The sequence below is a fragment of the Pseudoroseicyclus sp. CXY001 genome (assembly GCF_041714655.1).
GTDB lineage: Bacteria > Pseudomonadota > Alphaproteobacteria > Rhodobacterales > Rhodobacteraceae > Pseudoroseicyclus_A.
Genome location: NZ_CP168219.1, coordinates 1652947 through 1677900, shown reverse-complemented (window position 1 = coordinate 1677900; position 24954 = coordinate 1652947). Strand labels below are relative to the sequence as shown.

Genomic DNA, 24954 nt, shown 5'->3' with positions numbered 1-24954 from the left:
TCGGTTGATTGCAGGCGGGGCGGCCGGTACCGGTCGCCCCGACCCAACTCCAAAGGACATCCTTGATGAGCGGCCTTCTCACTTTTCCGGCGGCCCTGATCCTCGTGGCGCTCTTGTGCGTCGCCGGCTCCCTCCTCGGCCGCGCCCGGGCGCGACGCGCCGTGAACGGCGAGACGCGGCGGCTGCATTCGCGGCCCGTGCATCACGGCTGGCATGTCGTGCTGGCGACGCTGATCCCCGCCTTCGCGGTGATGGTGATCTGGGCGCTGGCGCAGGGCTTCGTCTCCAACCTCTATCTCGGCGCCACCGTCGGCACCGATCTTGCCGAGCTTCGGCTGCCTGAAGCGGAACAGGAGGGCCTCGAGGCCGAGGAGATCGAGGTGCGCGAGGCGGCGCGGCGCGAGCTTTTCCTCGGCAATGTCCGCACACTCGCCGAGGCGCTCCACGGCGCCACGGCCAGCGATGTGATCTCGCCGCGCGAGATCGAGGGCTGGGACGCCGGCACGGATGATATCGGCGCGCTCCTGCGCGATGCCGGCCAGGTGGCGCCGCTCGGCGTGACGCCCGGGATGTTCGAGGCCGCCAAGGCCCTGCAGGGCTTCAACCGGGCGCTCTCCATCGCCGGGCCGATCCTTGTGGCGCTGATCGCGATTGCCGGCTTCCTCTGGTCGCTCGCCGCCATCGGCACCGAGTTCCGCGCCCGCAACGTGGTGGAGCGCTGGATCGTCGGCCTGCTGATCTTCGCCTCGACCGTCGCCATCCTGACGACGCTCGGCATCCTCGCCGCCGTCACCTTCCCCTCGATCACCTTCTTCGCCGAATACGGCGTGATCGACTTCCTCTTCGGGCTGACCTGGGCGCCGGCAGGCGATACCGTCGGCCTGCCGCAGGGGCCGGAGGGCGAATACGAGAGCCTCCTGGGCTTCCTGCCGCTGATCTGGGGGACGCTCTACATCTCGGCGGTGGCGCTGGTGGTGGCGACGCCCCTGGGGCTCCTCGCCGCCGTCTACCTCAGCGAATTCGCGAGCCGCCAGGTGCGCGCCTGGGTGAAGCCGGCGCTGGAGGTGCTGGCCGGCGTGCCGACCATCGTCTACGGCATCTTCGCGCTCGTGACGATCGGCCCCTTCCTGCAGGCGGTCGTCGGCACGACGATCATGCCCAACACCGTCTCGGTCATGACCGCGGGCGTGGTGATGGGCATGATGCTCGTGCCCTTCGTCTCGTCGCTGTCCGATGACGTCATCAACGCCGTGCCGCAGGCGATGCGCGACGGCTCGCTCGGGCTCGGCGCCACCCCGTCGGAGACGATCACCAAGGTGATCCTGCCCGCCGCGCTTCCCGGCATCGTCGGCGCCATCGTGCTCGCGGCCTCGCGCGCCATCGGCGAGACGATGATCGTGGTGCTGGCGGCCGGCGCCCTGTCGAACGTGCAGGGGCTGGAGCCCAACCCGTTCGGCGCCGTCGTCACGGTCACCACGCGGATCGTCTCGGTGCTGACCGGCGAGGCCTCGGGCTTTGACAGCATCGACGTTCTGGCCGTCTTCGCGCTGGCCTTCACGCTCTTCTTCATCACCCTCGGGCTCAACCTGCTCGCCCAGCGGATCGTCCGCAAATACCGGGAGCAATACGAATGACCGATATCACGCCCGAAGCCAGCCCCCGGACGGGCCAGTCGCTCTTCATGCGCACGGCCAATGTCCGCCGCCGCTACCGGCGGGGCTCGGTCCTCAAATACCTCGGCCTCACGGCCATCGTGCTGGTGCTTTTCTTCCTCGGGGTGCTCCTCTGGTCGATCCTGTCGCGGGGCCTGCCGGCCTTCTTCCAGCACCAGGCCGAGATCCAGCTCTACTACGACCCCGAGGTGCTCGAGGCGGACGGGCAGGGGCCCGAGGCGCTGGCCGGGCTCTCGCTCCGCTCCGACATCGAGCGCGGCATCTTCGCCGACTCGCTCCGCCGGACGCTGGAAGAGAACGGCATCGACACCAGCGCCTATGACGACGGCGAGCTCTCGGCGCTGATCTACGCCGCCAACCGGCGCGATGTGCGCGACGAGCTGGTGGCCGACCCGGGGTTGGTGGGGCAGACCGTCTCCGTCGGCGTGCCGATCTCGCTCAACCTCACGCGCTATCTGACGGGCGAGCTCTCGGGCGAGGGCCGCGCGGGGATGCCGCCCGGCTTCACGCGCGAGCAGCTCGACCTCATCGACCAGATGCAGGCGGCCGGGCTCATTGACCGGAACTTCCGCTGGAGCTTCTTCACCAACGAATACAGCCAGTCCGGCGAGGTGGCGGGCATCGGCCCGGCGCTCATGGGCTCGGCCTACATGATGCTCGTCGTGCTGGTCTTCTCGCTGCTCTTCGGTGTCGCCGCCTCGATCTATCTCGAGGAATTCGCACCGAAGAACCGGCTGACCGACCTCATCGAGATCAACATCGCCAATCTCGCCGCCGTGCCCTCCATCGTCTTCGGCATCCTCGGGGCCGCGATCCTCCTGGCATTGGGCGATCTCGGCTTCGGCTCGTCGATCCGGGGGACGGCGCTGCTCGGCGGGATCGTCCTCAGCCTCATGACGCTGCCCACCATCGTCATCGCCACCCGCGCGGCGCTGAAGGCGGTGCCGCCCTCGATCCGCGATGCCGCGCTCGGCGTCGGCGCCTCGAAGATCCAGACGGTCTTCCACCACACGCTGCCGCTCGCCATGCCCGGCATCCTGACGGGGACCATCATCGGCATCGCGCAGGCTCTGGGCGAGACGGCGCCGCTCCTGCTCATCGGGCTCTCGGTCTCGACCGGCGCCGGCATCCTGTCGTCGCCCTTCACGGGCGGGCTTATGGAGCAGGCGCAATCCATGCCGACCGTCGTCTATCTCTTCGCGCAGAACCAGGACACGCCGGTCCGCGAGGGCTTGGCGCAGGCGGCCATCATCGTCATGCTGGCGCTGCTCTTTGCGCTCAATATCATCGCCATCCTGCTGCGCCGACGCTTCGAGCGGCGGTGGTAAGGAGAATATCATGAAAGATCAGCGTCTTACCGACCGGGAAGTGGACATGCAGGATATCAAGATCGCCGCGCGCAACGTGCAGGTCCATTACGGCGATACCCATGCGATCAAGGATGTGAACGTCGAGATCGCCGACAAGACCGTCACCGCCTTCATCGGCCCCTCGGGCTGCGGCAAGTCGACCTTCCTGCGGTGCCTCAACCGGATGAACGACACGATCGACTCGTGCCGCGTCACCGGCGACATCCTCATCGACGGCGAGGACATCTACGATGCCCGCGTCGATCCGGTGCAGCTCAGGGCCAAGGTCGGGATGGTCTTCCAGAAGCCCAACCCCTTCCCGAAGTCGATCTACGACAACGTCGCCTACGGCCCCCGCATCCACGGGCTCGCGCGGAACAAGGCCGAGCTCGACGAGATCGTCGAGCGGGCGCTCCGCCGCGGCGCCATCTGGGACGAGGTGAAGGACCGGCTCGACAAGCCCGGCACCGGCCTCTCCGGCGGCCAGCAGCAGCGCCTGTGCATCGCCCGCGCCGTCGCCACCGAGCCGGAGGTCCTTTTGATGGACGAGCCCTGCTCGGCGCTCGACCCCATCGCCACGGGCCAGGTGGAGGAGCTGATCGACGAGCTCCGCAGCCAGTACTCCGTGGTGATCGTCACGCATTCGATGCAGCAGGCCGCGCGCGTCAGCCAGAAGACCGCCTTCTTCCACCTCGGCAACCTCGTCGAATACGACGAGACCGGAAAGATCTTCACAAACCCGCAGGACCCGCGCACGGAGAGCTACATCTCCGGCCGGATCGGCTGAGGAGGGATAGCCCCATGAGCGAGCAGCACATCGTTTCCGCCTTCGACCGCGACCTCGAAGCCATCCAGGCGATGGTCATCAAGATGGGCGGCCTCGTCGAGGCGGCCATCCTCGACGGCGCAAGGGCGCTGGAATCGCGCGACACCGAGCTGGCCGAGAAGGTCCGCGACGGCGACGCCGCCATCGACGCGCTCGAAGACCAGGTGAACGAGGAGGCGGCGCGCTGCATCGCACTCCGCGCCCCCATCGCCACCGACCTGCGCATCGTCCTCTCGGTGCTCCGCCTCTCCGCCGCGCTCGAGCGGCTCGGCGATTACGCCAAGAACATCGCCAAGCGCACCACGGTGCTGACGGCGATGAACCCGCTCACCGGCTCGGACGTGACGCTCCGCCGGATGGCGCGGGAGGTGCAGTCGATGCTGAAGGACACGCTCGACGCCTTCGTGCAGCGCGACAAGGCGCTGGCCGAGGATGTCATCCAGCGCGACCTCGACGTCGATCAGATGTACAATGCGCTCTTCCGCGAGTTCCTCACCTTCATGATGGAGGATCCGCGCAACATCACCTCCTGCATGCATCTGCATTTCATCGCCAAGAACATCGAGCGGATGGGCGATCTGGTGACCAACATGGCCGAACAGGTCATCTATGTCGCCACCGGCGAGATGCCGCGGGCCGAGCGCCCGAAAGAGGATCTGACGGCCATCAGCCACGAGCTGGAGGAATGACATGAGCGTGCACGCCCAGCCGCCCCTGGTGCTGGTCGTCGAGGACGAGCCGGCCCAGCGGGAGGTCCTGTCCTACAATCTCGAGGCCGAGGGCTTCCGCACCTTCTCCGCCGCCGATGGCGAGGAGGCGCTGACCCTCGTCAGCGAGGAACTGCCGGATGTCATCGTGCTCGACTGGATGCTCCCCTCGGTCTCGGGCATCGAGATCTGCCGGCGGCTGAAGGCGCGGGCCGAGACCCGCAACGTGCCGATCATCATGCTCTCCGCCCGGTCGGAGGAGGTCGACCGCGTGCGCGGGCTCGAGACCGGGGCGGACGATTACGTCGTGAAGCCCTATTCGCTCTCCGAGCTTCTGGCGCGGGTGCGCACCCAGCTCCGACGCGTGCGGCCCTCGGCGATGGGGCAGGTGCTGGAGTTCGAGGACATCACACTGGATGCCGAGACGCACCGGGTTCATCGCGGCGGCGAGCTCCTGCGGCTCGGGCCGACCGAGTTCCGCCTGCTCGCGACCTTCATGGAAAAGCCCGGGAGGGTCTGGAGCCGCGAGCAGCTTCTCGACCGCGTCTGGGGACGGGACATCTACGTGGATACCCGCACGGTCGACGTGCATGTCGGGCGGTTGAGGAAAGTCCTCGCCCAGACCGGCGGCGAAGACCCCATCCGCACGGTACGCGGCTCGGGCTACGCGCTCGGGTAGGGCAGGCCGCGAGACCGCCCGCGGGTCGGGCCGGCGCTCGCCCTGCGCCTGCGGCGCGTACCGGGCGGGGGCTATAGTTGAGACCTCGGGGCCTATCCCCGGCCCCCGTAGGGCGGGCTTCAGCCCGCCACGCCATGAGCCAGACCGCCGAAAAAGGTGGGTTGAAAACCCACCCTACGCCAGGCGGCGTGTGAAGGCCCCCCTCACACCAGCCGCGCCAGCGCACAGAACCGCTCCAGCTCGATCTCCTCGGCGCGGGCCGTGGGCGGGATGCCGGCGGCGACGAGCTTGTCCTCCACATCCGGCCCCAGCCCCTTCAGCGCCGCCCTCAGCATCTTCCGCCGCTGATTGAAGGCCATCGCCACGACCCGTTCGAGCTTGGCCGGTTCGGCGGGGAAGTGGGGCTCGGGCAGGGCCGTCAGATGCACCACGGCGGAAGAGACCTTCGGCGGCGGGGTGAAGGCGGAGGGCGGCAGGTCCATGACGATCCGCGCCTCGCAGCGCCAGCCGGCGAGAAGCGCGAGGCGCCCGTAGGCCTTGCTCCCGGGCCTCGCCACGATGCGCTCGGCCACCTCGCGCTGGAACATCAGCGTCAGGCTCTGCCAGAAGGGCGGCCAGGCGGGCGGGGTCAGCCAGCGGACCAATAGCTCGGTGCCGACGTTGTAGGGCAGGTTGGCGGCGATCTTCACCGGCGGCGTCAGGCGGCCGGTGAGGTCGACGGCGAGCGCATCGCCCTCCAGCACCTCGAGCCGGCCCGGATAGGCGGCCGCGATCTCCTCCAGCGCCGGGATGCAGCGGGCATCCTTCTCAACCGCCACCACGCGGCGGGCACCCTCGGCGAGAAGGCCCCGGGTGAGGCCGCCCGGGCCGGGGCCGATCTCGAGCACATCGGCGCCCGTGAGATCCCCCGCCGCGCGGGCGATCTTGGCGGTGAGGTTGAGATCCAGAAGGAAGTTCTGGCCGAGCGCCTTGCGGGCCGAAAGGCCATGCGTCGCGATCACCTCGCGGAGGGGCGGCAGGCTGTCGATCTGGGTCATTCTGCGGCCGCCGGGAGGAGGGCACTGCCCCCCATCGGCCCGAAGGGCCGACTCCCCCCGCGGGTATCTGGAGAAAAGCGAGAAGGGCTCATGCGGGGGCGCGCGCCTTGCGGGCGGCCATGTCGCTCGCCATGCGGAGCGCCGCGATCATCGAGGTCGGATCCGCCCGGTTCCGCCCGGCGATGTCGAAGGCCGTGCCGTGATCCGGCGAGGTGCGGATGAAGGGCAGGCCCAGGGTCACGTTCACGCCGCCCGCGAAGTCGATCGTCTTGATCGGGATCAGCGCCTGATCGTGATACATGGCGATGGCCGCGTCGTAGCGGGCGCGGGCCGCGGCATGAAAGAGCGTGTCGGCCGGGTGCGGGCCGGTGAGGCTCAGCCCTTCGGCGCGCAGGCTGAGGAGGAGGGGGGAGATCCAGTCCTGCTCCTCGCGGCCCATGCGCCCGTCCTCGCCCGCATGGGGGTTGAGCCCGGCGACGGCGAGGCGCGGCCCCGTGATGCCGAAGTCGCGGCGGAGCCCGGCATGGGTGAGGCGGATCACTTCCTCCAGCCGCGCCGGCGTCAGCACCTTAGGCACCTCGGAGAGCGCGACATGGATCGTCGCCGGCACGACGCGCAGCTCGCTGCAGGCGAGCATCATCGCCACCGGCACGTCCCCCGCCAGATGCGCGAGGAACTCCGTATGGCCGGGAAAGGCGAAGCCGGCGCCGCTCATCAGCGCCGCCTTGCTGATCGGCCCCGTCACGAGTGCGGAGGCCGCGCCGCTAGCCGCGAGGTCGGCGCCGTAGCGGATCGCCTCGATCACCGCCTCGGCATGGCTCTTCTGCGGCACGCCCGGGATCGCCGGGCGCTCGAACGGCAGGAAGAGGACGGGCAGGGCGCGCTCGGCCACCGCCTGCGCCTCGGCCGGGGCGCGGATCTCGTCCCAGGGCGTGCCGGCGGGAAGATGCGAGGGATCGCCGATCCATGCGAAGGGCAATTCGCCCCGAAGCGCATCCCAGGCCTTGGCGGCGACCTCGGGGCCGACGCCGGCGGGCTCGCCGCAGGAGACGACCGGCGGCGGGATCCTCATGGGAAGGTGATCGGCGTGGCGGCCTTCAGATCCGCCAGGAGCGCATCGGCCAGTCCCGCGAGTTGCTCGGAGCGCAGGCGGCTTTCCACCGCGTCGCGGTCGGCGCCGACGCTCTCGGCCGGCAGGCGGGCGCAGAGCATCAGCAGGTAACGCCAGGCGCCGTCGGCGCTGGTGAGGCGGACGGAGGTCTCGTCCGCATCCAGCCGCGCCAGCTCCAGCGCGATGTCCTGCGGGATGGCGCCGGGGGCGCGGCTTTCGCGGATCAGCCGGTCTTCGGGCAGGCCATAGGCGGTGCCGTAGAGATCGTCGCAAGTGTCGAGCCCGGCGGCGATGGTGGCGGCCTCGGTGAGGCTGCCCTCGGTATTGGGCAGCGTGAAGATGGCGTAGTCGATCTCGGCCGGGGCCGGCCGCGACACGGCACTTTCGCGCACGGCGCGGAGCTGGAAGAGCACGATGCCGTTCGTCACGTTGAGGGGCGGCGTCACCTCGCCGGGCTCAAGCCCGAGGAAGACGGGGTGGAGCTGCGCGGGATAATTGCTGAGCGGCGTCCAGTCGAGCCGGCCCGAGCGCTCGCGGCTCTGCGCGGCGGAGACCTCGCGCGCCGCCGCCTCGAACTCGGGGATGGAGCGGATCTGCCCGATCCGCTCTGCCACGGCCTGCGCCTCGGCGACGCGATCCGGCGGGGCGGGCAGGATGATCTCGTTGAGCAGGAGGTCGATCCCCGAGGCGTCGGGGCCGAGCCCTTCGAGCGCGCGGTCGATCTCGGCCTCCGAGATCGTGACCGAGCTGCCGTAGCGGAGGCGGATGTAATCGCGCCAGGCGGCGTTGACGGAGACGTAGTCGCGGAAGGATTCCTCCGAGACGCCCGTCTCGGCGAGGATGCCGAGGAACTGGTCGAGCGGCAGGTTGGCGCCCTGCGCGAAATCGGTCATGGCCGCCTCAAGCCCGTCGCCGGTGAGCGCGAGGCCGGCGCGCTGCAGCGCCCCCTGCTTGACGCGCTCGTCGATGAGCTGCTCGAGCGCCAGCTCATCGAGATCGCCGGGGGTGCGGAAGAGCTCCAGGAGCATCCGCCGCTGCTGGAGCTCGTAATTGGTCACCACGCGGCCACCGACGGTGGCGACGGGGGAGAAGAGGTTCTGCGCAGCCGAAGGGGCCGCCAGAGCCGTCAGGGCCAGGGCGCCGCAGATCGCGAGGCCCGAGAGCCGGCGGCGCAGGGCGCCGAAGAGGCTTGGGTGGCCGAAGAGGCTCGGGTGAGATGTCACGTGTGCTGTCCTGCGGGCCGTCATGCGCCGTCCTCTCTTCCAGCCGGCTGACGCGGCCTTGCTGCTCGTTCCTGCCATCGTCCGTTCCATGGCCTCACCCCCGGCAGGCGGAGGCGGCGACCGGGGTGGTGGCGCCGGTGCTGAACCCGTCGAGCGAGACGGAAAGCCCCAGATCCGTCACCGGCGGCCCGGCGGTAGCGCTGGTGTAGCGGCGCGTCAGGGAAAAATCCACACTCACGCATTCATTGCGCCAGCCGAGGCCGACCCCCGCCCGGGCGGGCTGGGAATTGGCAATGTCATAGCGCCCGTCGAGGCGGATGTTCCAGCGCTCGTTGATCCGGTAGGCCGCGTCGAGCGACCATTCGGCGACGGGCTGCGCACGGCCCTCGCCGGCATCCTCGGGCAGCCAGACATAGGCGGCATTGAGGTCGACGCGCCCCGCGGCCCAGTCGATCTCCGCCCCGGTCTTGCCGAAGCCCGTGGCCTCGTCCCAGAGCGTCCGCGCGGTTAGCGTGAGGCCCGACGGGAAGGCGAGCTGCGAGGCGAGAAGGAGGTCGGAGCTGGCGCCGGCGAGGCCGGAGGAGGCGGTGAAGGCCGCCCCCGGATCCTGGCCGGGCCCGGGGCGCAGGATCTGCCCGAAGGTCAGGCGGATATGGGCCCCCGACGCCATGTCCGCCGTCCAGGCGAGCCCCGCCGCGAGCCGCCAGCCGCGCTCGGTCGCATCCTCGCCGGGGAAGCGCGAGAGGGCGAAGAGATTGGCCTCGTCGAGCTCGGGATAGGGGCTGTCCTCGTTGGGCGGCGAGGTGCCGAGCGTCTCGGACCAGGCGAGGGCGATGATGGGCTCCAGCGTCTGGGTGGCGCGGGCGCTGGCGCGGATGAGGGGCCAGCGGAGCGTGGCGATGGCCGCGGGCTGGGCGCGGGTGACGAAACCCTGATCGGGGCCGTCGTCGATCCGGTAGGCGTCGGCGGTGAGCCGTGCCTCGGCCTCCGCCACCAGCCCGCCGGGCAGGATCCGCGTGGTGCCGAGCGCGCCCCAGGCTCCGGCCCGCGCCATGTCGCGGCCCGCCCCGGTGCGGCGGAAGGCATCCGCCGAGGCGCCGAGGTCGAGCCGCGTGACGGGCGAGAGCGCCACGCGCCGCTCGTGGCTGAAGGAAAGGGCCACCGGCGGCAGGTCGCGCTGCCGCTCGTCGGTGCGCAGGGTCGAGAAGTAATCCGCCTCCGCCCGCGTCATCCGGTCCTCCTCGATCCGGCTGAGGCGGAGCGCGGAGGTCAGCAGATCGGCATCGGAATAGCCGTAGGTGGACAGATAGGCGCGGTCGGAGGCGAGCTGCAGATCGCCATCGAGGGTCCAGGCGCCGAGCGCCAGGTCGAGCTCGGCCATGACATAGCCCCGCAGGGCGCCGGGCATCAGGTCGTCATCGCTGATGGCACCGCGGATCTCCGTCGTCCCCGCGAAGAAGGCCTGGCGATAGCGGGCCTCGAAGGTGCGGGTGGCGGGGGAGAGGTAGGGCGTCAGCGTCAGGTCGCGGCTGTCGCCCAGCGCGATGAAATAGGGCAGGCGGAGGCCGATGCCGAGCCGGTCGGAGGTCTTGATATCGGGGAAGAGAAGCCCCGTGGCCCGGCTGACGCCGGGCTCGGGCAGGCGCAGGCGGGGGATATAGGCGACGGGCACGCCGCGGATGGCGAAGCGCGCCTCTTCGAACCAGAGCTGGCGGGCCTCCTCGTCATGGGTGACGCGGGCGGCGCGGATCTCCCAGAGCGGCGGACGGCCGGCGCAGACCTGGCAGGAGGTGGCGACGGCCTCGGTGAGCTCGGAAAGAGGCGATTCCCGGCGGATGGCGGCGGCGGCGAGCTGCAGGCGCCGGTCAAGGACGAGGCGGGCCCCGAGGAGGAGGCCGTTCTGCAGGCGGGGATCGAGCTCGGCCCGGGTGGCGGTGAGGATCTCGCCCTCGGCGGTCTCGATGAAGATCGGCCCGTCGATGGTCAGGTGATCCGTCTCGCGCCGGTATGTCAGCCGCGCGGCGGAGAGGCGCGTGCCCTCGTAGAAGACCTCGACATTGCCGTCGGCGACGAGCGTCTGGCCGTCGACGCTGAGGCTGTCGGCGATGAGGGAGGGCAGGGACTGGGCCTGCGCTGCCGGGGCGAGGAGCAGGAGGAGGGCGAGGAGGAGAGGGGCGCGGGTTGGGAAGGCGGCCCGCAGGAGGCGGCGGAGAAGGTGGCGGACGGGGCGGAGCATCAACCGTCCTCCAGATGCAGGATAAGGCCGAGCGCCATGGCGATGGCGGCGGCGGGCGGCGCCCAGGCGGCGAGGGCGGCGGGGATGTCGCCGTTCTCGCCGAGGACCCGGGCGAAGTTGCGGATGAAATAGGCGGCGAAGCCGAGGAGGATCGCGAATAGCACCATCATCCCCGTCCGCCCGCCGCGCTGGTGGCGCATGGTGAAGCCGGCGCCGATCAGCACCATGGCGACGAGGAAGAGCGGCCCCGCCAGCTCCATCTGCAGATGCACCGCATGGCGGCGGGCCGAGAAGCCGGCCGCCTTGAGCTCCGCGATGAAGCGCGGCAGCTCCCAGACCGGGATGGAGCCCGGGGCGCCGAAGCTGTCGCGGATCGACTGGGCGGTGAGGGTGGAGGGCAGGGAGGCCTCGGCGAGCGTCTCGGCCGCGGCCTCGGGATTGGCGGCGGAGAGCGGCCAGCGCTTCACCCCCGTCAGCGCCCAGGCGCCGGGGGTGAGGCGGGCGGTCTCGGCCTCCATCCGCTCCACCGGGCGGCCGTCCTCTCCGAAGGTGAGGAGCGAGACCTCGGCCAGCTCGGTGCCGTCGAGCGAGGCGCGGGCGGCGTGGATGACGCTCGGGCCGGCCTCCCCGCCCTGGCGGAGCCAGAGCCCGCCCTCGGCGAGCGCCTGCACGGGCGTCGTGCCGGTGAGCGCCATCGTCCGCGCCTCGTATTCCCGCACCGTTGCGGCGGCGAGCGGGTTGAGGATGGCGAGGGCGGCGGCCCCGAAGGTGAGCACCACGAGCACCGGCGCCACGAGGGCCCGCAGTGCCGAGCGGCCGGAGGCGCGGGTCACCACCATCTCCGAGGAGCGGGAGAGCGAGAGGAAGAGCATGATCGTCGCCAAAATCGCGATGATCGGCATGAGCTGGTAAAGGCTCGCCGGCAGCGACAGGAGCGCGAGCTGCACGACCACCCAGAAGCCGGCATCGTCGCTGTGGCGCCGCGCCTGCTCGATGAGCTCGATGAAGACGAGAAGCAGCGTCAGCCCGGCGAGGATCACCGCGAAGTCCAGCGCGAAGCGGCGGGCGAAATAGCGGTGAAGGATCATGCCGCGGCCCTTTCGCGTCTGCGCCGGAAGAGCCGCGGGCGGGCGGCGAGGTGAAGCGCGAAGAGCGCCATGGCGAGCCCGAGCGCGCCGGGCAGGTAGAGCGCCGGCCAGGCGGCCGGATCGGCGCGGACGAGCCCGGTGACGCCGCTTTCCACCACCTTTACCACGACGATGAGCCCGACCGCCGCGACGATCTGCCGCCAGATACCGAAGCGCGAGAAGCCGCCGACGAGGAGCGTGGCAAAGCCGATGAGCGGCCCGACGAGGCCGAGGATGCCTTGCGCGAAACGGTCGTGCCCCTCGGCCACCAGCGCGCCGATGGTGCGGCCCGTCGCCTCCGCCAGCGCCGCATCGGCGGTGAGCAGACGCATGGTCGAGAGCTCGTTCGGCGCCGGCGCGCGGCCCTCGCCGGAGCCGATCATGGCGCCGATGTCATAGGCGAGATCCTCGAAGGCCGTGACGCCGAGCGTGCCCGCCGCGCGCCGGTAAGTCTGCGCCATGCCGTCGATCATGACGAGCTGCGCGCCGCCGCCCGAGCGCACGAAATAGGCGCTCGCTGCCGTGTAGGTGATGCTCTGCCCCTCGGCGCGGGAATCGGTGAGGAAGATGTCTCGAAGCTCGCCCTCCGCGGTGATCGACCGGACGTAGAAGGTCACGCCCGGCGTCGGCGTGATGAACTGCCCCTCCTGCAGAAGCGCCGCGGCGGCGCTTTCGGCGATCTCGGCCCGGCGCTCGCCGAGCTGGGCCTGCGAGAGGGGCGAGAGCACATGCGTCAGCGTCCAGACGAGGAGCATGACCAGCAGCCCGAAGCCCGCCACCGGCCGCGCCAGCCGCCAGGGCGAGAAGCCATGCGCCTGCACGGCCACGAGCTCGCTCTCGTTCGACAGCCGGTTCGTCACCGAGATGGCGGCGATGAAGGCGGCGATGGGCAGGATGATGCGGATGAGCCCGGGAAGCGACAGGGCCGTCAGTTCCAGGAACGTGCCGATGCTCTGCCCGTCGCCGATGAGCTGATCGAAGAGCGCCACCGCCCGGTTGATCCAGTAGACAAGGATCAGCACCAGGGCGAAGAAGCCGAAATGCGCCAGGAGCTGGCCCATTACATATCGGTCGAACCGGCCCATGGCCCTCCTCGCTCCCTCGCGCCCGGGGGGTGCCCCCGCCGCCCGCGGCAAATTAGCTGAGCCCGCCGCCGGACCCAACTCGTTTCTGGCCAATCGACGGAGGCGTGACTACGTTCGGGCTCTCGATCCCCCTCTCCGATCCCCATCATGGAGTCCCTCATGACCTCTCCCGTCCCCGTCACCTTCGCCGAGACCGACGCTGCGGCGCTCCTCAGGCGGGAAGGGACGGTCGCCGTGATCCTGGGCCCGGGGGGCGAGATGGACGCCGCCGCGCGGCGGGTGAACACCGCGACGCGCAAGGCCCTCGCCCGGCTGGCGGAGAGCAAGAGATGGGAGGCGCTGGACGACGGCGCGCTCGTCGAGCTCGCCATGCCGGCAGGGATGACGGCGGAGATGCTGCTGGTGGTGAAGCTGGCGCGGCGGGCGGATGTCGCCACGGCCCGCAAGGCCGGCGCCGCCATCGCCGCCGCCGCCAAGAGCCCCCGCGTGACCATCGCCTCCGCCACCTTCCCCCGCGCCGCCGAGCTGGCCTTCGGCTATGCGCTGCGCGCCTATGACTTCCGCGAATTCCGCAGCGGCGAGGCGACACCGGCCGCAAAGGTCGAGATGATGTGCGCCAAGCCCGAGGCGGTCGCCGCCGCCTCCGCCCCGATGGCCGCCCTGGCCGAGGGCGTCTTCTTCACGCGCGATCTGGTGAGCACGCCCGCCAACGTGCTGACAACCGACGATTTCGCCGCCCGGCTCGCTGCCATGCAGGAGCTGGGGCTGGAGGTGGAGATCTTCGAGGAGGCGGAGCTGGAGAAGCTCGGCATGCGGCTCCTCCTCTCCGTCGGGCAGGGCTCCGACAGCCCCACCAAGATGGTGGTGATGCGCTGGAACGGCGGCGGCAAGGAGCCGCCCTTGGCGCTGATCGGCAAGGGCGTCGTCTTCGACACCGGCGGCATCTCGCTGAAGCCGGGGCCGGGGATGGAGGACATGGTGATGGACATGGGCGGCGCCGGCACCGTCGCCGGCGTCATGCGGGCGCTGGCGCTCAGGCGCGCCAAGGCCAATGTCGTCGGCCTCGTCGGGCTCGTCGAGAACATGCCCTCCGGCAAGGCCACCCGGCCCGGCGACGTGGTGCGCTCGATGAAGGGCGACACGGTGGAGAACATCAACACCGATGCGGAAGGCCGGCTCGTCCTCGCCGATGTGCTCTGGTACGCGCAGGAGACGTTCGAGCCCGCCGCCATGGTCGATCTCGCCACGCTGACCGGCGCCATCGTCGTGGCGCTGGGGCATGACCACACCGGCGTCTTCGGCAATGACGATGCCTTCACCGCGCGCGTCCTGAAGGCGGCGGCGGCGGAGGGCGAGGGCGCCTGGCACATGCCGCTGACGCCGGCCTATGACACGCTCCTGAAGAGCCGCGTCGCCGATCTGAAGAACGTGGGCGGCCGGCCCGGCGGCGCGGTGATCGCGGCGCGCTTTCTCAACAATTTCGTCAAGCCCGAGGTGCCCTGGGTGCATCTCGACATCGCCGGCACCGCCTGGACGAAGACGGGCACCGAGCTCGCGCCCAAGGGGGCGACCGGCTGGGGCGTACTGGCGCTCGACCGGCTGGTGCGCGACGGGTTCGAGGGCTAGGCTCCGGGTTGAGAGGCCGGGGGGACGCGGCCCCCCCGGACCCCCTCGAGGTATTTATGGTCAGATGAAAGGGAGGGTGGGTCTTTGGGAGACGTGTTCTTCTATCACCTGACCGAGAGCCCGCTGGAGCGGGCGCTGCCGCCCCTTCTCGGCAAAGCGCTGGAGGCGGGCTGGACCATCGAGCTTCGCGGCCGCGAGGCGGCGGCGATGGACCGGCTCGATGCGGCGCTCTGGCTCGGGGCGGAGGAGGGCTTCCTCCCCCATGGCCGGGCGGGCGGCGCGCATGACGCCCGCCAGCCGGTGCTGCTGACGGCCGGGGAGGCGGCGGCCAATGCGCCATCCTGCGTCATGAGCGTGGGCGGGGCGGATATCTCGGCGGAAGAAGTCGCGGCGCTGACGCGCGCCTGCGTGCTCTTCGACGGGGCCGACGAGGCGGTGCTGCAGGTGGCGCGCGGCCAGTGGAAGGCGCTGACAGGCGCCGGGGTCAAGGCCCAGTACTGGGCGCAGGAGGGCGGCAGATGGCAAAAGAAGGCCGAGAGCCAGGGCGGCTCTAGCGGGTGAGGATCATCTCGCCGCCGGTGATCTCGATATGGGAGAGCCGCGAGAGGTAATCCATGCCGAGGAGCGACAGGCCCTGATTGCCCTCCGTCACCGAGGCGAAGAGCCCGTCGTCGACGAAATCGCCGATTTGCAGCGTGGCCAGCCGGACCTCGGCGATGGCCACCGTGCCGCTCGCCGTCTGGGCGGAGTTCACATAGGCGAGCCGGTCGGGGTCGAGCCCGGCGCGCAGCGCATCCTCGCGGCTGAGGACGACGCCGGAGGCGCCGGTATCGACGATCATAGGCACCGGCGTGCCGTTCACCAGCGCGGTCACATGGTAATGTCCGTCGCGCCCGCGGGGGATCACCATGCGCCCGTCCTCCAGTATCGAGGCGGCGGGGCGGACCTGGCGGGAGATGTCGTCCCAAAGCCCGTAGACGGCGATGGCGCCGAGGAAGATCAGCCCCCAGACGGCGAGCTGCGCCGCGGTGCGCAAGAGCCGCCCCCGGCTCGCCAGCAGGAAGGCGCCGAGCAGCGCCCCGCCGAGGAGGAGGAGATAGAGGAGGTTCATCATCTCCGCCTCGCCGAGGCCGTTGCCGGTCATGGCGTGAGCCCCGCGCCGCGAAGCCCGTCGAGGATGAACTGCACGGAGAGCGCCGCCAGCAGCATGCCGAGCACCCGCGTCACCACGTTGAGCCCGACGGCACCGAGGATCCTCTCGATGCTGGGTGCGGCGAGGAAGGCCAGGAAGACGATGGCGAGGATCGCCGCCGCGACGGCGGCGACGGCGAAGAGGTCGGCCGCGCCGTCCGACTGGCCGGCGAAGAGGATGAGCGTGGTGATCGCGCCGGGGCCGACGATCAGCGGCAGGGCGAGCGGAAAGACCGAGGGGTCGTGATCGGGCTGCGCCGCCTCCTGCTCGGCATGGCCCGAGCGCCGCTCCTGCCGCCGCTCGAAGAGCATGTCGAGCGCCGTGAGGAAGAGGAGCACCCCGCCGGCGACGCGGAAGGCCGGCAGCGTGATGCCGACGGCGCCGAGAAGCTTCTCGCCGAGGAGGAGGAAGGCCACCATCAGCACAGCGGAGACCGCGATCGAGCGGAGCGCCAGCGTGCGCCGGTGGGCGGCGGACATGCCCCGCGTCAGCGCGATGAAGACCGGCACCAGCCCCGGCGGGTCGATGATCACGAAGAGCGTCGTGAAGACGGTGATGAGGGCGGCCGGTTCGATCATGGGCAAGATGTGGCGGCTTGCGGGGCGCGAGGCAAGAGGCGAGGGGGCGGGAGGGGTAGGGGGGGGCAACAGGGAGGGCGCTCAGCGCGGCGCGCCGTGGCGCGGCGCGAGACGTGGTGGCGCAGCCCCCGGCGGGCGACGCCCTCAGTCGAGGCTGGCGAGGAAGGCGGCGATGTCCGCCGCGATCTCGGCGGGGTGCTCGCCGTTGATGGCATGGCTCGCCTCGGGATAGACGCGCACCGCATCGGCGAGCGCCTCGGCGGCGGCGCGGGCCTCCTCGGGCCGGTGCATCACGGATTGCCCGGCGAGGATGGCGAGGATCTGCACCGGGGCGGCACTCAGCGCGGCGGCGTCGATCCGGGCGGGCGGCGGCTGGCGCATGGCGTAATGCGCCATGCCGGCGGCGATCATGTCGGCAACCGGCACATCCTCCACCTCGGCGCCGCCAGCGGTATAGGCGTTGAAGCTGTCGCGCCACGCCTCCGGCGCCCAGGGCAGGGTGGCGGCGCCGGCACGGATCATGGTGCCGAGGGGGATCGAATCGAAGACGAAAACGGGGTCGATGAGCGTGACGCTCGCGACGTGATCCGGCCGGTGGATCGCCAGATTCGCCGCCGTCCAGCCGCCGATGGACAGGCCGACGACATGCACCTGCGCCTCCGGCAGGGCGGCGAGCACGGCATCGAGCCAGGCCGCCTTGTCGGCGGCACTGGTGATCGGCCGCTCCTGGATGCTGAGCCCGGGCTCGCCCAGAAGGTCGAGCGTGTAGACATCGGCGATCTCAAGGAGCCCCGGCAGGTTGTCGGCCCAGACCGGCGTACCGGAGGCGGTGCCGGGGAGGAGGAGGAGCGCCTCTCCCCCGCCGGCCCCGGCGAAGCGGTAGAGCCGGACGAGCCCCCAGGGGCTGCGAAGGTCGCGCACCTCGGCCGGCTCCGGCAGAGCCTCCATGGCGGCGGCATAGGCGGCGCGGTAGACCTCCTGCCCCTCGGCGCTCCGCCACTGGCCAATGGTCGCGGCCGGTGGCCGGAAGAGCGCCCAGAGGGCGGCTCCGAGGAGGAGGATGAGGATCGGGAGGATAATCCAGCGCCGGCGGCGGCTGCGTCGGGCCATGATGCAACTCCCTTTGCCCGCGAGCCTAGGGGCGCGGGCCCCGCCCGGCAACCCGGCTCAGGGCAGGGGGCGGTGCATCACATGAAGGCCCACGTCGCCGCGGGAGGGATGGCGGAAGGCGCCGGGCACGGTGCCGATGATCGTGAAGCCAAGCGCCTCGTAGAGCGCGACGGCCGGGTTGCCCTCGACGACGGCGTTGAACTGGACGGCGGTGAAGCCGGCCTTGGTCAGGCGGGCGAGGCTGTCCTCCACCAGCGCCCGGCCCACGCCGCGCCCCCGCGCGCCCTCGGCCACCATGTAGCTGGCGTTGGCGACATGGGCGCCCGGGCCGGGGCGGTTGGGGCCCATATGGGCGGTGCCGAGGACCTCGCCCGCCTCCTCCGCCAGCGTGACGATGGTCGAGGGCGGGCCGGTCCAGAAGGCGCGGGCCTCGGCCTCGCTGAGCCCCGGATCGACCGTGTAGCTGTCGCCGGCGCGGATCACGGCGCGGACGATGGGCCAGAGCGCCGGCCAGTCGCCGGGCCCGGCCTCGCGGAGCGTCAGGCTCACGCGCTCGCCCGCTCGAGCTTCTCGAGCGCCGACATCCAGAGCGCTTCGGCGCGGTGGAGCCCGTCCATCACCTCGGCGTATTTCTTGTTCCACGTCTCGAGCTCGCCGGCGCGGCCGTCCTCGTAGAGCGCCGGGTCGGCGAGCTTCTTGGCCAGCTTGTCGCGCATGTCCTCGATCTTGCCGACGCGGGCCTCGCAGGCCTTCACATCGGCACGGAGCGCGGCGAGATCGGCGGGCTTCGCCTTGGCCTTCGGGGCCTTGGTCTTGTCGTCCTTCGGCTTGTCCGTGCCGAGGAGCATCTTGCGATAGGCCTCCAGATCCTCGTCGTAAGGCGCGACGCGGCCGTCCTTCACCAGCCAGAGCCGGTCGGCGACCATGGAGAGCAGATGCATGTCGTGGCTGACGAGGATGACGGCGCCGGAATAGGCGGTCAGCGCCTCCATCAGCGCCTCGCGGCTCTCGATGTCGAGGTGGTTGGTCGGCTCGTCGAGGATGAGGAGCTGGGGGGCGTGATAGGTCGCGAGCAGCAGCGACAGCCGCGCCTTCTGCCCGCCGGAGAGGCGGGCGACCGCGACCTCCGCCTGTGCCTCGCCGAGCCCGAAGCCGGCGAGCCGGGCGCGGAGCTTGGGGGGCGCGAGGTCGGGCAGGGCGCGGGCGATGTGCTGCAGCGCCGTCTCCTCCGGCCGCAGCTCCTCCACCTGGTGCTGCGCGAAGAAGCCGACCTTGAGCTTGTTGCTCTTGGTCACACGCCCGCCCAGCGCCGGCAGCCGCTCGGAGAGGAGCTTCGCCAGCGTCGACTTGCCCTCGCCGTTGCGCCCGAGGAGCGCGATGCGGTCGTCCTGGTCGATGCGGAGGTCGAGCTTCGTCAGCACCGCCTTGCCGTCATAGCCGACCGAGGCGCCCTCGGTGACGAGGATCGGCGGCGAGAGCTCCTCCGGCTCGGGGAAGGTGAAGACGGTGCGCGCCGCATCCTCGGGGAGGCGGATCGTTTCCATCTTTTCCAGCATCTTGACGCGGCTCTGCGCCTGCCGGGCCTTGGAGGCCTTGGCCTTGAAGCGGTCGACGAAGCTTTGCAGATGCGCGCGCCGCGCCTCCTGCTTCTTCGCCTCGGCGGCGATCAGCGCATGCTTGGCGGCCCGGGCCCGGGCGAACTGGTCGTAGGTGCCCGTCCAGTAGGTGAGCTTGCGGTTCTCCAGATGCAGGATGCCGGTGACGGAGCGGTTGAGGAGCTCGCGGTCGTGGCTGACGATCAGCACCGTATGCGGATAGCGGGCGATATAGGCCTCGAGCCAGAGCGCGCCCTCGAGGTCGAGGTAGTTGGTCGGCTCGTCGAGGAGAAGGAGGTCGGGCTCGGAGAAGAGCACACCGGCCAGCGCCACGCGCATCCGCCAGCCGCCGGAGAAGGCGGAGCAGGGCTGATGCATCTCGTCATCGGTGAAGCCGAGCCCCTTGAGGATAGTCGCCGCCCGTGCCTCGCCCGACCATGCGTCGATATCGGCGAGGCGGGTCTGGATCTCGGCGATGCGGCTGGGGTCGGAGGATTGCTCGGCCATCAGCGCCGCGCGCTCGGTATCTGCTTTGAGGACGGTGTCGATCAGCGACACCTCGTTGCCCGGCACCTCCTGCGCGACGCCGCCGATGCGCCAGGCACGGGGGACGGAGATGGCGCCGCCGTCGAGGGCAAGCTCCTCCCGGATCAGCTTGAAGAGCGTCGTCTTGCCCGTGCCGTTCCGCCCGACGAGGCCGACCTTGTGGCCTTCGGGAATCGTGGCGGAGGCCTCCTCGAAGAGCGGGCGGCCGGCGATGGAATAATTGATGGCGTCGATGCGGAGCATGGGGGGGCATTGCCGCAAAGCGGCGGGGGCGGCAAGGGGGGGCGGGAGGCCAGGCGGAGAGGCCTGTCCTATTGGTTCTGCTGCAGCCCCGGCCCGGTACGCGCCGCAGGCGCAGGGCCAGCGCCGGCCCGGCCCGCGGGCTGGCGCTCTGGTGGGGCCGGGCCGTCGCTCAGAGCGGGGAGGTTGCTTGCATCATAAAGTGCGAAGCGGCACCGGTGGAGCGCCACCCCCCGGACCGGCGCTGGCCCTGCGCGGCAACCGGCAGGACCTGCTAGGCCCGCCCTGACGGGCGGGCTCGCGGATGGCGCCCCCTCGGGATGCGGCCTTTAGAACGGGATTTCGTCGTCCATGTCGTTGCCGTAGCCGCCGGAATCCTGGCCTCCGCCAGACGAAGACGCGCCGCCGCGGTCGTAACCGCCCCGGTCGTCATAGCCTCCGCCGCCACCGCCGCCGCCCGAGCCGCCTTCGCCCCGTCCGTCGAGCATCGTCAGCGTCCCGCCAAACCCGGAGACCACGACCTCGGTCGAGTAGCGGTCCTGGCCGGACTGGTCCTGCCATTTGCGGGTCTGAAGCTGGCCCTCGATATAGACCTTGGAGCCCTTGCGCAGATACTGCTCTGCGACCCGCACCAGCCCGTCGCCACGGATCACCACCGAATGCCATTCGGTGCGCTCGCGGCGCTCGCCGGTGTTCCGGTCCTTCCAGTTCTCGGAGGTGGCGATGCGCAGGTTGCACAGCTTGCCGCCGTCCTGGAACGTGCGCACTTCGGGGTCGCGGCCGAGATTGCCGATGAGGATCACCTTGTTGACGCTGCCGGCCATATCGCTCCCTTTCCGTCTTGGTTGGGCCCACCTTACAGCAAAAAGCGCCGGTGGCGGAAAGGCCCAAATCGGGGGAGGGCGGCGGGCCGCCGCCGGCGCCCGTCCGAAATCCCATTGGCGGTTCGGCCGGGGCCTGCTAGAGCAGCAGCGTGGAGCGGATGACAGGCATCTTCCCGGGCGCGGCGCTGGCAGTCTTGCTGGCCGTGACCCTGGCAGGCGGCGCGGGGGCGGATACGCTCTCGACCATGTCGCGTGCCGATCTGCTCGCCAGCCAGCTTTCCGTTCTCGATGGCCGCGCGGCCGACCAGTATCGCAACTCGACGCGGCTGCAGCCGCCGCGGGCCGAATCCGCCGAGACGGTGCCGACCTTCATCGGCGCCTATAGCGGCCCCTATCTGGCGCTCGCCCGCGCCGCGGCCCAGCGCCACGGCGTGCCCGCCGATCTCTTCCTGCGCCTTGTGCAGCAGGAAAGCGGCTGGAATGCCGCGGCGGTCTCGGTGAAGGGCGCGCAGGGCCTGGCGCAGCTCATGCCGGAGACGGCGCGGGTCCTTGGCGTCGATGCGAACGACCCGGGCCAGAATCTCGACGGCGGGGCGCGGTACCTGCGCCTGCAATACGACCGTTTCGGCTCCTGGCGGCTGGCGCTTGCCGCCTACAACGCCGGGCCGGAGGCAGTGGCGCGCTATGGCGACATCCCGCCCTATGCCGAGACGCAGGGCTACGTCGTCGCCATCCTGGGCTCCTGACCGACCCGCACCCTTTCAGCCTCAGGCGAACTTCGCCGCATATTGGTCCCGCACGTTGCGGTTGATGTAGGCGTTGAGCCCGTGACCGGCACCGGCGAGGGCGACCATCATCGTCAGATTGGGCTGGCCCACGGTGGCGCGCGTATAGCGGTAGAGGGCGCCATCTTTGAAGCGCACGTCGAGATAGTGATCGCCGGCCTGGTATTGAGCAATGCCGGAGCGCCCGGCGAGATCAGCATATGGTGTCATGGCAGTGACCCTTTGCGACATCTGGTGCTGACTGGGAGAACGCGGCATGGGGCGGAATGGTTGCAAAGGCGGAAGTGGGGGCCAGCCCCGTCGCCATTGGTGCTTGACCCAATGGCGCACTTGGGTGGCGACCCCGGAGTATTTGAAAGAAAGCGCGAGACAGGGGGACTGGTAGGCCCGGAGGGACTCGAACCCCCAACCAAACCGTTATGAGCGGTCTGCTCTAACCAATTGAGCTACAGGCCCACCGTGGCGGCTTGCCTAAGTGGCGGGGCGGGGGCGGTCAAGCGTCGCGCGGCCGCGTTGCGCGGGGGGCGGCTTTGGGCTAGGTGCGGCGGCGATACCAGAGGGGCAGGGCCATGGACCGCAAGAACGGACTTTCCTACCGCGATGCGGGCGTCGATATCGACGCCGGGAATGCGCTGGTCGAGCGGATCAAGCCGGCGGCGAAATCGACCGACCGGCCCGGCGTCATGGCCGGTCTGGGCGGCTTCGGGGCACTCTTCGACCTCAAGGCGGCGGGCTATGACGACCCGGTGCTGGTGGCCGCGACCGACGGCGTCGGCACCAAGCTGAAGATCGCCATCGAGACGGGGATCGTGGACGGCATCGGGATCGACCTCGTCGCCATGTGCGTCAACGATCTGATCTGCCAGGGGGCGGAACCCCTGTTCTTCCTCGATTATTTCGCGACCGGCAAGCTCGATGTCGATGCCGCCGCCCGCGTGGTGGAGGGCATCGCCGCCGGCTGCCGCGCCTCGGGCTGCGCGCTCATCGGCGGCGAGACCGCCGAGATGCCGGGCATGTATCAGGGCGGTGATTTCGACCTCGCCGGCTTCGCCATCGGCGCGATGGAGCGGGGGCGGAGCCTGCCAGCGGATGTGGCGGAGGGCGACGTGCTCCTCGGCCTCGCCTCGGATGGCGTGCATTCCAACGGCTATTCGCTCGTGCGGCGGATCGTCGAGAGCACCGGGCTCGGCTGGGAGGCGCCCGCGCCCTTCACGGACGGCCCGCTCGGGGAGGCGCTGCTGACGCCGACGCGGCTCTATGTGAAGCCGGCGCTCGCGGCGCTGGAACAAGGCGGCATCCATGCGCTCGCCCATATCACCGGCGGCGGGCTCACCGAGAACCTGCCGCGCGTCATCGAGGGTTTCGGGGCCGAGATCGACCTCGGCGCCTGGCGCCTGCCGCCCGTCTTCGCCTGGCTGATGGCCGAGGGTGGCGTCGCCGAGGCCGAGATGCTGCGGAGCTTCAATGTCGGCATCGGCATGGTCGCCGTCGTCGCCGAAGAGGCGGCCGGTCGCGTCGCAAGCGCCCTGACGGAGGCCGGCGAGACGGTCTTCACCCTCGGGCGGGTCACTGCGGGCGAGGGCGTCACCTACAAGGGCCGGCTCGCCCCGTGACCGGATCGTCTGCCCGCGTCGCCATCCTCATCTCCGGCTCCGGCTCCAACATGGAGGCGCTGGCCGACAGCATGGGTGCCGGGCATCCCGGGCGGCCGGTGCTGGTGCTCTCCAACCGCCCGGAGGCGGGCGGGCTCGCCAAGGCGGAGGCGCGGGGCATCCGCACGGCGGTGATCGACCACCGGCCCTTCCTCGGCGACCGGGCCTCCTTCGAGGCGGCGCTGTCTGAGCGGCTGGAGGCGGCGGCGCCGGATGTCGTCTGCCTCGCCGGCTTCATGCGGGTGCTGACGCCGGGCTTCATTGATGCCTGGGCAGGGAAGATGCTCAACATCCACCCCTCGCTCCTGCCGAAGTTCTGCGGGCTCGACACCCATGCCCGCGCCCTCGCCGCGGGCGAGACGGCGCATGGCTGCACCGTCCATGAGGTCACGGCCGAGCTCGACGGCGGGCCGATCCTCGGCCAGGCACGGCTGGCGATCCGCGAGGAGGAGACGGCCGAGAGCCTCGCCGCCCGTGTGCTGCCGCTGGAACACCGGCTCTATCCGGCCGTGCTCCGCCGTTTCATCGAGGGCGAGCGGGCGCCGCTGATGCTGGACGAGGCGGTCGAGGGCTGAACCCCGGCTGAGGGTGGCTGAGACGTGCCCGAGGCCGCGCCGATTGGCTTGATCTGAAGGGGCAGGGGCCCGGATGCAGCATCCGGGCCGCCGTTGCCATGTCAGGCGCCGAGCCGTGCCGCGAGACGACCTTCCCAGCCGGCAAGGCCGAGGCGCGAGAGGGGCGTATCGAGGCCGTCTTCGAGCTCGGGGAAGATCTCCAGAAGTTCCGCGCGGGCCTCGTGGCCCATCGAGGCGAGGGCGCCGGGGCCGAGATGCAGGCTCTCCGTCGCGAGCCCCTCGGCGAAGAGGATCTCATGCGCGTCGAGCGCCAGGTGCACATACTCCACCTCGTCGCAGGGGGCGATGCGGATGGTGCTGTCGTTGACGAGATGCTTGGCGGCCGTCAGCGCCTCCGTCTCGCCGAAATGCAGGGCAACGCGCCAGCCTTCGAGGAGCACCCGGTGCTGCTGCGAGAGGCGAAGTGGCCGTGCATTGCCGAGCGCGCCCGCCGCGATCTCCACCGGCGCGAGGCGGCCGCGGCCGGGCACGCGGCGCCGGCCGACCCAGACGATCGGGCGCGCGCCGTGGTCGCGGGTGAGCACCATGTCGCCGGCGGCGAGCTCTTCCACCTTGCGGGGGCCATCCGGCGTGTCGATCAGCGTGCCGGCGGCGAAGCAGGGCACCGTCGGCGGCGTGCTGGGGAAGCAGGAGAAGGGCAGTTGGTCGGCGCGCACCGGCTCCGGTCCCGGCCCGTAGGTCATCGTGCCCGCGTCGATGCCGTTCAGGTCGATGACGTAATTGCCGGGATTGACGAAGATCTGATGCTCCGTCGACGAGGCCCGGCCCTGGAACATGTCGTGCTGCGGGTCGAGATTGTCGACGATGGGCTCTTCGTCGCCGCCGCCCTCCTGATAGGGCGTGATCTTCAGCCACTGACCGTTGGTGAATTCGTCCTGGCTGTCGCCGACCTGGCGCACCTCGAGCTTGAAGATGTCTTCCGGCCCGCCGAGGGCCTGCGTGCCGTCCAGCGTCACGACCATGTCATCGCCGTTGCCGGTATGCGAGACGGACGTAAAGGTGCCGATCTGGTCACCGGTGAGATAGAGTGTGACAGTCTTCATGGTGTCGGACCTCGTTGTCCCAAGCTTAAGTACCTAGGCTAAAAGCCTTTCCCCCAGATTTACGCCAACGAAGTG

At 70.6% G+C, this 24954-nt stretch carries 24 protein-coding genes and 1 tRNA gene; 10 read left to right on the top strand and 15 right to left on the bottom strand.

The features are described from left to right. Positions 1–65: 65 nt before the first annotated feature. From pstC to phoB, 5 genes are read left to right on the top strand one after another with little or no spacing between them, the layout of a single operon-like run. The gene (pstC, locus tag ACAZ03_RS08100; protein WP_373356938.1) at positions 66–1634 is read left to right on the top strand and encodes a phosphate ABC transporter permease subunit PstC; all 1569 of its coding nucleotides are present in this window, start codon (positions 66–68) and stop codon (positions 1632–1634) included. Then, positions 1631–3001 (top strand): phosphate ABC transporter permease PstA, encoded by a 1371-nt coding sequence (gene pstA / locus ACAZ03_RS08095; protein WP_373356937.1) that lies wholly within the window; start codon positions 1631–1633, stop codon positions 2999–3001. The genes pstC and pstA overlap by 4 nt, the downstream gene beginning before the upstream one ends. 10 nt (positions 3002–3011) lie before the next feature. Next, positions 3012–3809, top strand: coding sequence for a phosphate ABC transporter ATP-binding protein PstB (gene pstB / locus ACAZ03_RS08090; protein WP_373356936.1), 798 nt, complete (start codon positions 3012–3014; stop codon positions 3807–3809). Positions 3810–3823: 14 nt separating this feature from the next. Beyond that, positions 3824–4537: a phosphate signaling complex protein PhoU gene (gene phoU / locus ACAZ03_RS08085; RefSeq protein ID WP_373356935.1), complete on the top strand. Its 714-nt coding sequence runs from the start codon at positions 3824–3826 to the stop codon at positions 4535–4537. A 1-nt stretch (position 4538) separates the two neighbouring features. Beyond that, the gene (phoB, locus tag ACAZ03_RS08080) at positions 4539–5234 is read left to right on the top strand and encodes a phosphate regulon transcriptional regulator PhoB (RefSeq protein WP_373356934.1); all 696 of its coding nucleotides are present in this window, start codon (positions 4539–4541) and stop codon (positions 5232–5234) included. A 203-nt stretch (positions 5235–5437) separates the two neighbouring features. Here the strand turns inward: phoB and rsmA are convergent, their stop codons facing one another. From rsmA to lptF, 6 genes are all read right to left on the bottom strand, one after another. Further along, the gene (gene rsmA / locus ACAZ03_RS08075; protein WP_373356933.1) at positions 5438–6271 is read right to left on the bottom strand and encodes a 16S rRNA (adenine(1518)-N(6)/adenine(1519)-N(6))-dimethyltransferase RsmA; all 834 of its coding nucleotides are present in this window, start codon (positions 6269–6271) and stop codon (positions 5438–5440) included. A gap of 88 nt (positions 6272–6359) precedes the next feature. After that, positions 6360–7343, bottom strand: a complete 984-nt coding sequence (gene pdxA / locus ACAZ03_RS08070) for a 4-hydroxythreonine-4-phosphate dehydrogenase PdxA (RefSeq protein WP_373356932.1) — start codon at positions 7341–7343, stop codon at positions 6360–6362. Then, complete coding sequence (locus ACAZ03_RS08065; RefSeq protein WP_373356931.1) at positions 7340–8605, bottom strand: peptidylprolyl isomerase; 1266 nt, start codon at positions 8603–8605, stop codon at positions 7340–7342. Before ACAZ03_RS08065 ends, pdxA begins: the two co-directional genes overlap by 4 nt. Before the next feature lie 94 nt (positions 8606–8699). Next, a complete protein-coding gene (locus ACAZ03_RS08060; RefSeq protein ID WP_373356930.1) occupies positions 8700–10841 on the bottom strand; it encodes an LPS-assembly protein LptD in 2142 nt (713 codons plus the stop codon). Next, positions 10841–11929 carry an LPS export ABC transporter permease LptG gene (lptG, locus tag ACAZ03_RS08055; protein WP_373356929.1) on the bottom strand — a complete coding sequence of 363 codons (1089 nt, stop codon included), beginning with the start codon at positions 11927–11929 and terminating at the stop codon, positions 10841–10843. Before lptG ends, ACAZ03_RS08060 begins: the two co-directional genes overlap by 1 nt. Beyond that, positions 11926–13053, bottom strand: coding sequence for an LPS export ABC transporter permease LptF (gene lptF / locus ACAZ03_RS08050; protein WP_373356928.1), 1128 nt, complete (start codon positions 13051–13053; stop codon positions 11926–11928). Before lptF ends, lptG begins: the two co-directional genes overlap by 4 nt. A gap of 159 nt (positions 13054–13212) precedes the next feature. On the opposite strand from lptF, the gene ACAZ03_RS08045 reads away from it, so the two are divergent. Beyond that, complete coding sequence (locus ACAZ03_RS08045; protein WP_373356927.1) at positions 13213–14679, top strand: leucyl aminopeptidase; 1467 nt, start codon at positions 13213–13215, stop codon at positions 14677–14679. An 84-nt stretch (positions 14680–14763) separates the two neighbouring features. After that, complete coding sequence (locus ACAZ03_RS08040; RefSeq protein ID WP_373356926.1) at positions 14764–15240, top strand: DNA polymerase III subunit chi; 477 nt, start codon at positions 14764–14766, stop codon at positions 15238–15240. On the opposite strand, the gene ACAZ03_RS08035 is transcribed toward ACAZ03_RS08040, so the two are convergent. The 6 genes from ACAZ03_RS08035 to ssb all read right to left on the bottom strand — a co-directional run bounded on the left by ACAZ03_RS08035 (position 15230) and on the right by ssb (position 20764). Then, positions 15230–15823, bottom strand: a complete 594-nt coding sequence (locus ACAZ03_RS08035) for a TIGR02281 family clan AA aspartic protease (protein ID WP_373356924.1) — start codon at positions 15821–15823, stop codon at positions 15230–15232. The two genes, ACAZ03_RS08040 and ACAZ03_RS08035, sit on opposite strands and share 11 nt — an antisense overlap. Beyond that, positions 15820–16449, bottom strand: coding sequence for a MarC family protein (locus tag ACAZ03_RS08030; RefSeq protein WP_373356923.1), 630 nt, complete (start codon positions 16447–16449; stop codon positions 15820–15822). Before ACAZ03_RS08030 ends, ACAZ03_RS08035 begins: the two co-directional genes overlap by 4 nt. Positions 16450–16593: 144 nt before the next feature. Continuing rightward, positions 16594–17559, bottom strand: a complete 966-nt coding sequence (locus ACAZ03_RS08025; RefSeq protein ID WP_373356922.1) for an alpha/beta fold hydrolase — start codon at positions 17557–17559, stop codon at positions 16594–16596. Between the two features lie 57 nt (positions 17560–17616). Next, complete coding sequence (locus tag ACAZ03_RS08020; protein WP_373356921.1) at positions 17617–18108, bottom strand: N-acetyltransferase family protein; 492 nt, start codon at positions 18106–18108, stop codon at positions 17617–17619. After that, positions 18105–19943 carry an ABC-F family ATP-binding cassette domain-containing protein gene (locus ACAZ03_RS08015; protein ID WP_373356919.1) on the bottom strand — a complete coding sequence of 613 codons (1839 nt, stop codon included), beginning with the start codon at positions 19941–19943 and terminating at the stop codon, positions 18105–18107. Before ACAZ03_RS08015 ends, ACAZ03_RS08020 begins: the two co-directional genes overlap by 4 nt. Positions 19944–20269: 326 nt before the next feature. Beyond that, on the bottom strand, positions 20270–20764 hold the full coding sequence (ssb, locus tag ACAZ03_RS08010) for a single-stranded DNA-binding protein (RefSeq protein ID WP_373356918.1): 495 nt from the start codon (positions 20762–20764) through the stop codon (positions 20270–20272). A gap of 158 nt (positions 20765–20922) precedes the next feature. On the opposite strand from ssb, the gene ACAZ03_RS08005 reads away from it, so the two are divergent. Then, positions 20923–21510, top strand: coding sequence for a lytic transglycosylase domain-containing protein (locus tag ACAZ03_RS08005; protein ID WP_373357060.1), 588 nt, complete (start codon positions 20923–20925; stop codon positions 21508–21510). Positions 21511–21531: 21 nt separating this feature from the next. Here the strand turns inward: ACAZ03_RS08005 and ACAZ03_RS08000 are convergent, their stop codons facing one another. Continuing rightward, positions 21532–21759: a hypothetical protein gene (locus ACAZ03_RS08000; RefSeq protein WP_373356917.1), complete on the bottom strand. Its 228-nt coding sequence runs from the start codon at positions 21757–21759 to the stop codon at positions 21532–21534. A gap of 169 nt (positions 21760–21928) precedes the next feature. Continuing rightward, positions 21929–22005 (bottom strand) — tRNA-Ile (locus tag ACAZ03_RS07995). Between the two features lie 113 nt (positions 22006–22118). Here ACAZ03_RS07995 and purM point away from each other — a divergent pair. After that, entirely contained in the window at positions 22119–23162 is a 1044-nt protein-coding gene (gene purM / locus ACAZ03_RS07990; protein ID WP_373356916.1) for a phosphoribosylformylglycinamidine cyclo-ligase, read from the top strand. Then, positions 23159–23776 carry a phosphoribosylglycinamide formyltransferase gene (purN, locus tag ACAZ03_RS07985; RefSeq protein ID WP_373356915.1) on the top strand — a complete coding sequence of 206 codons (618 nt, stop codon included), beginning with the start codon at positions 23159–23161 and terminating at the stop codon, positions 23774–23776. The genes purM and purN overlap by 4 nt, the downstream gene beginning before the upstream one ends. Before the next feature lie 101 nt (positions 23777–23877). Here purN and ACAZ03_RS07980 read toward each other — a convergent pair whose 3' ends face one another. Beyond that, complete coding sequence (locus ACAZ03_RS07980; protein ID WP_373356914.1) at positions 23878–24879, bottom strand: Hint domain-containing protein; 1002 nt, start codon at positions 24877–24879, stop codon at positions 23878–23880. Positions 24880–24954 lie beyond the last annotated feature (75 nt).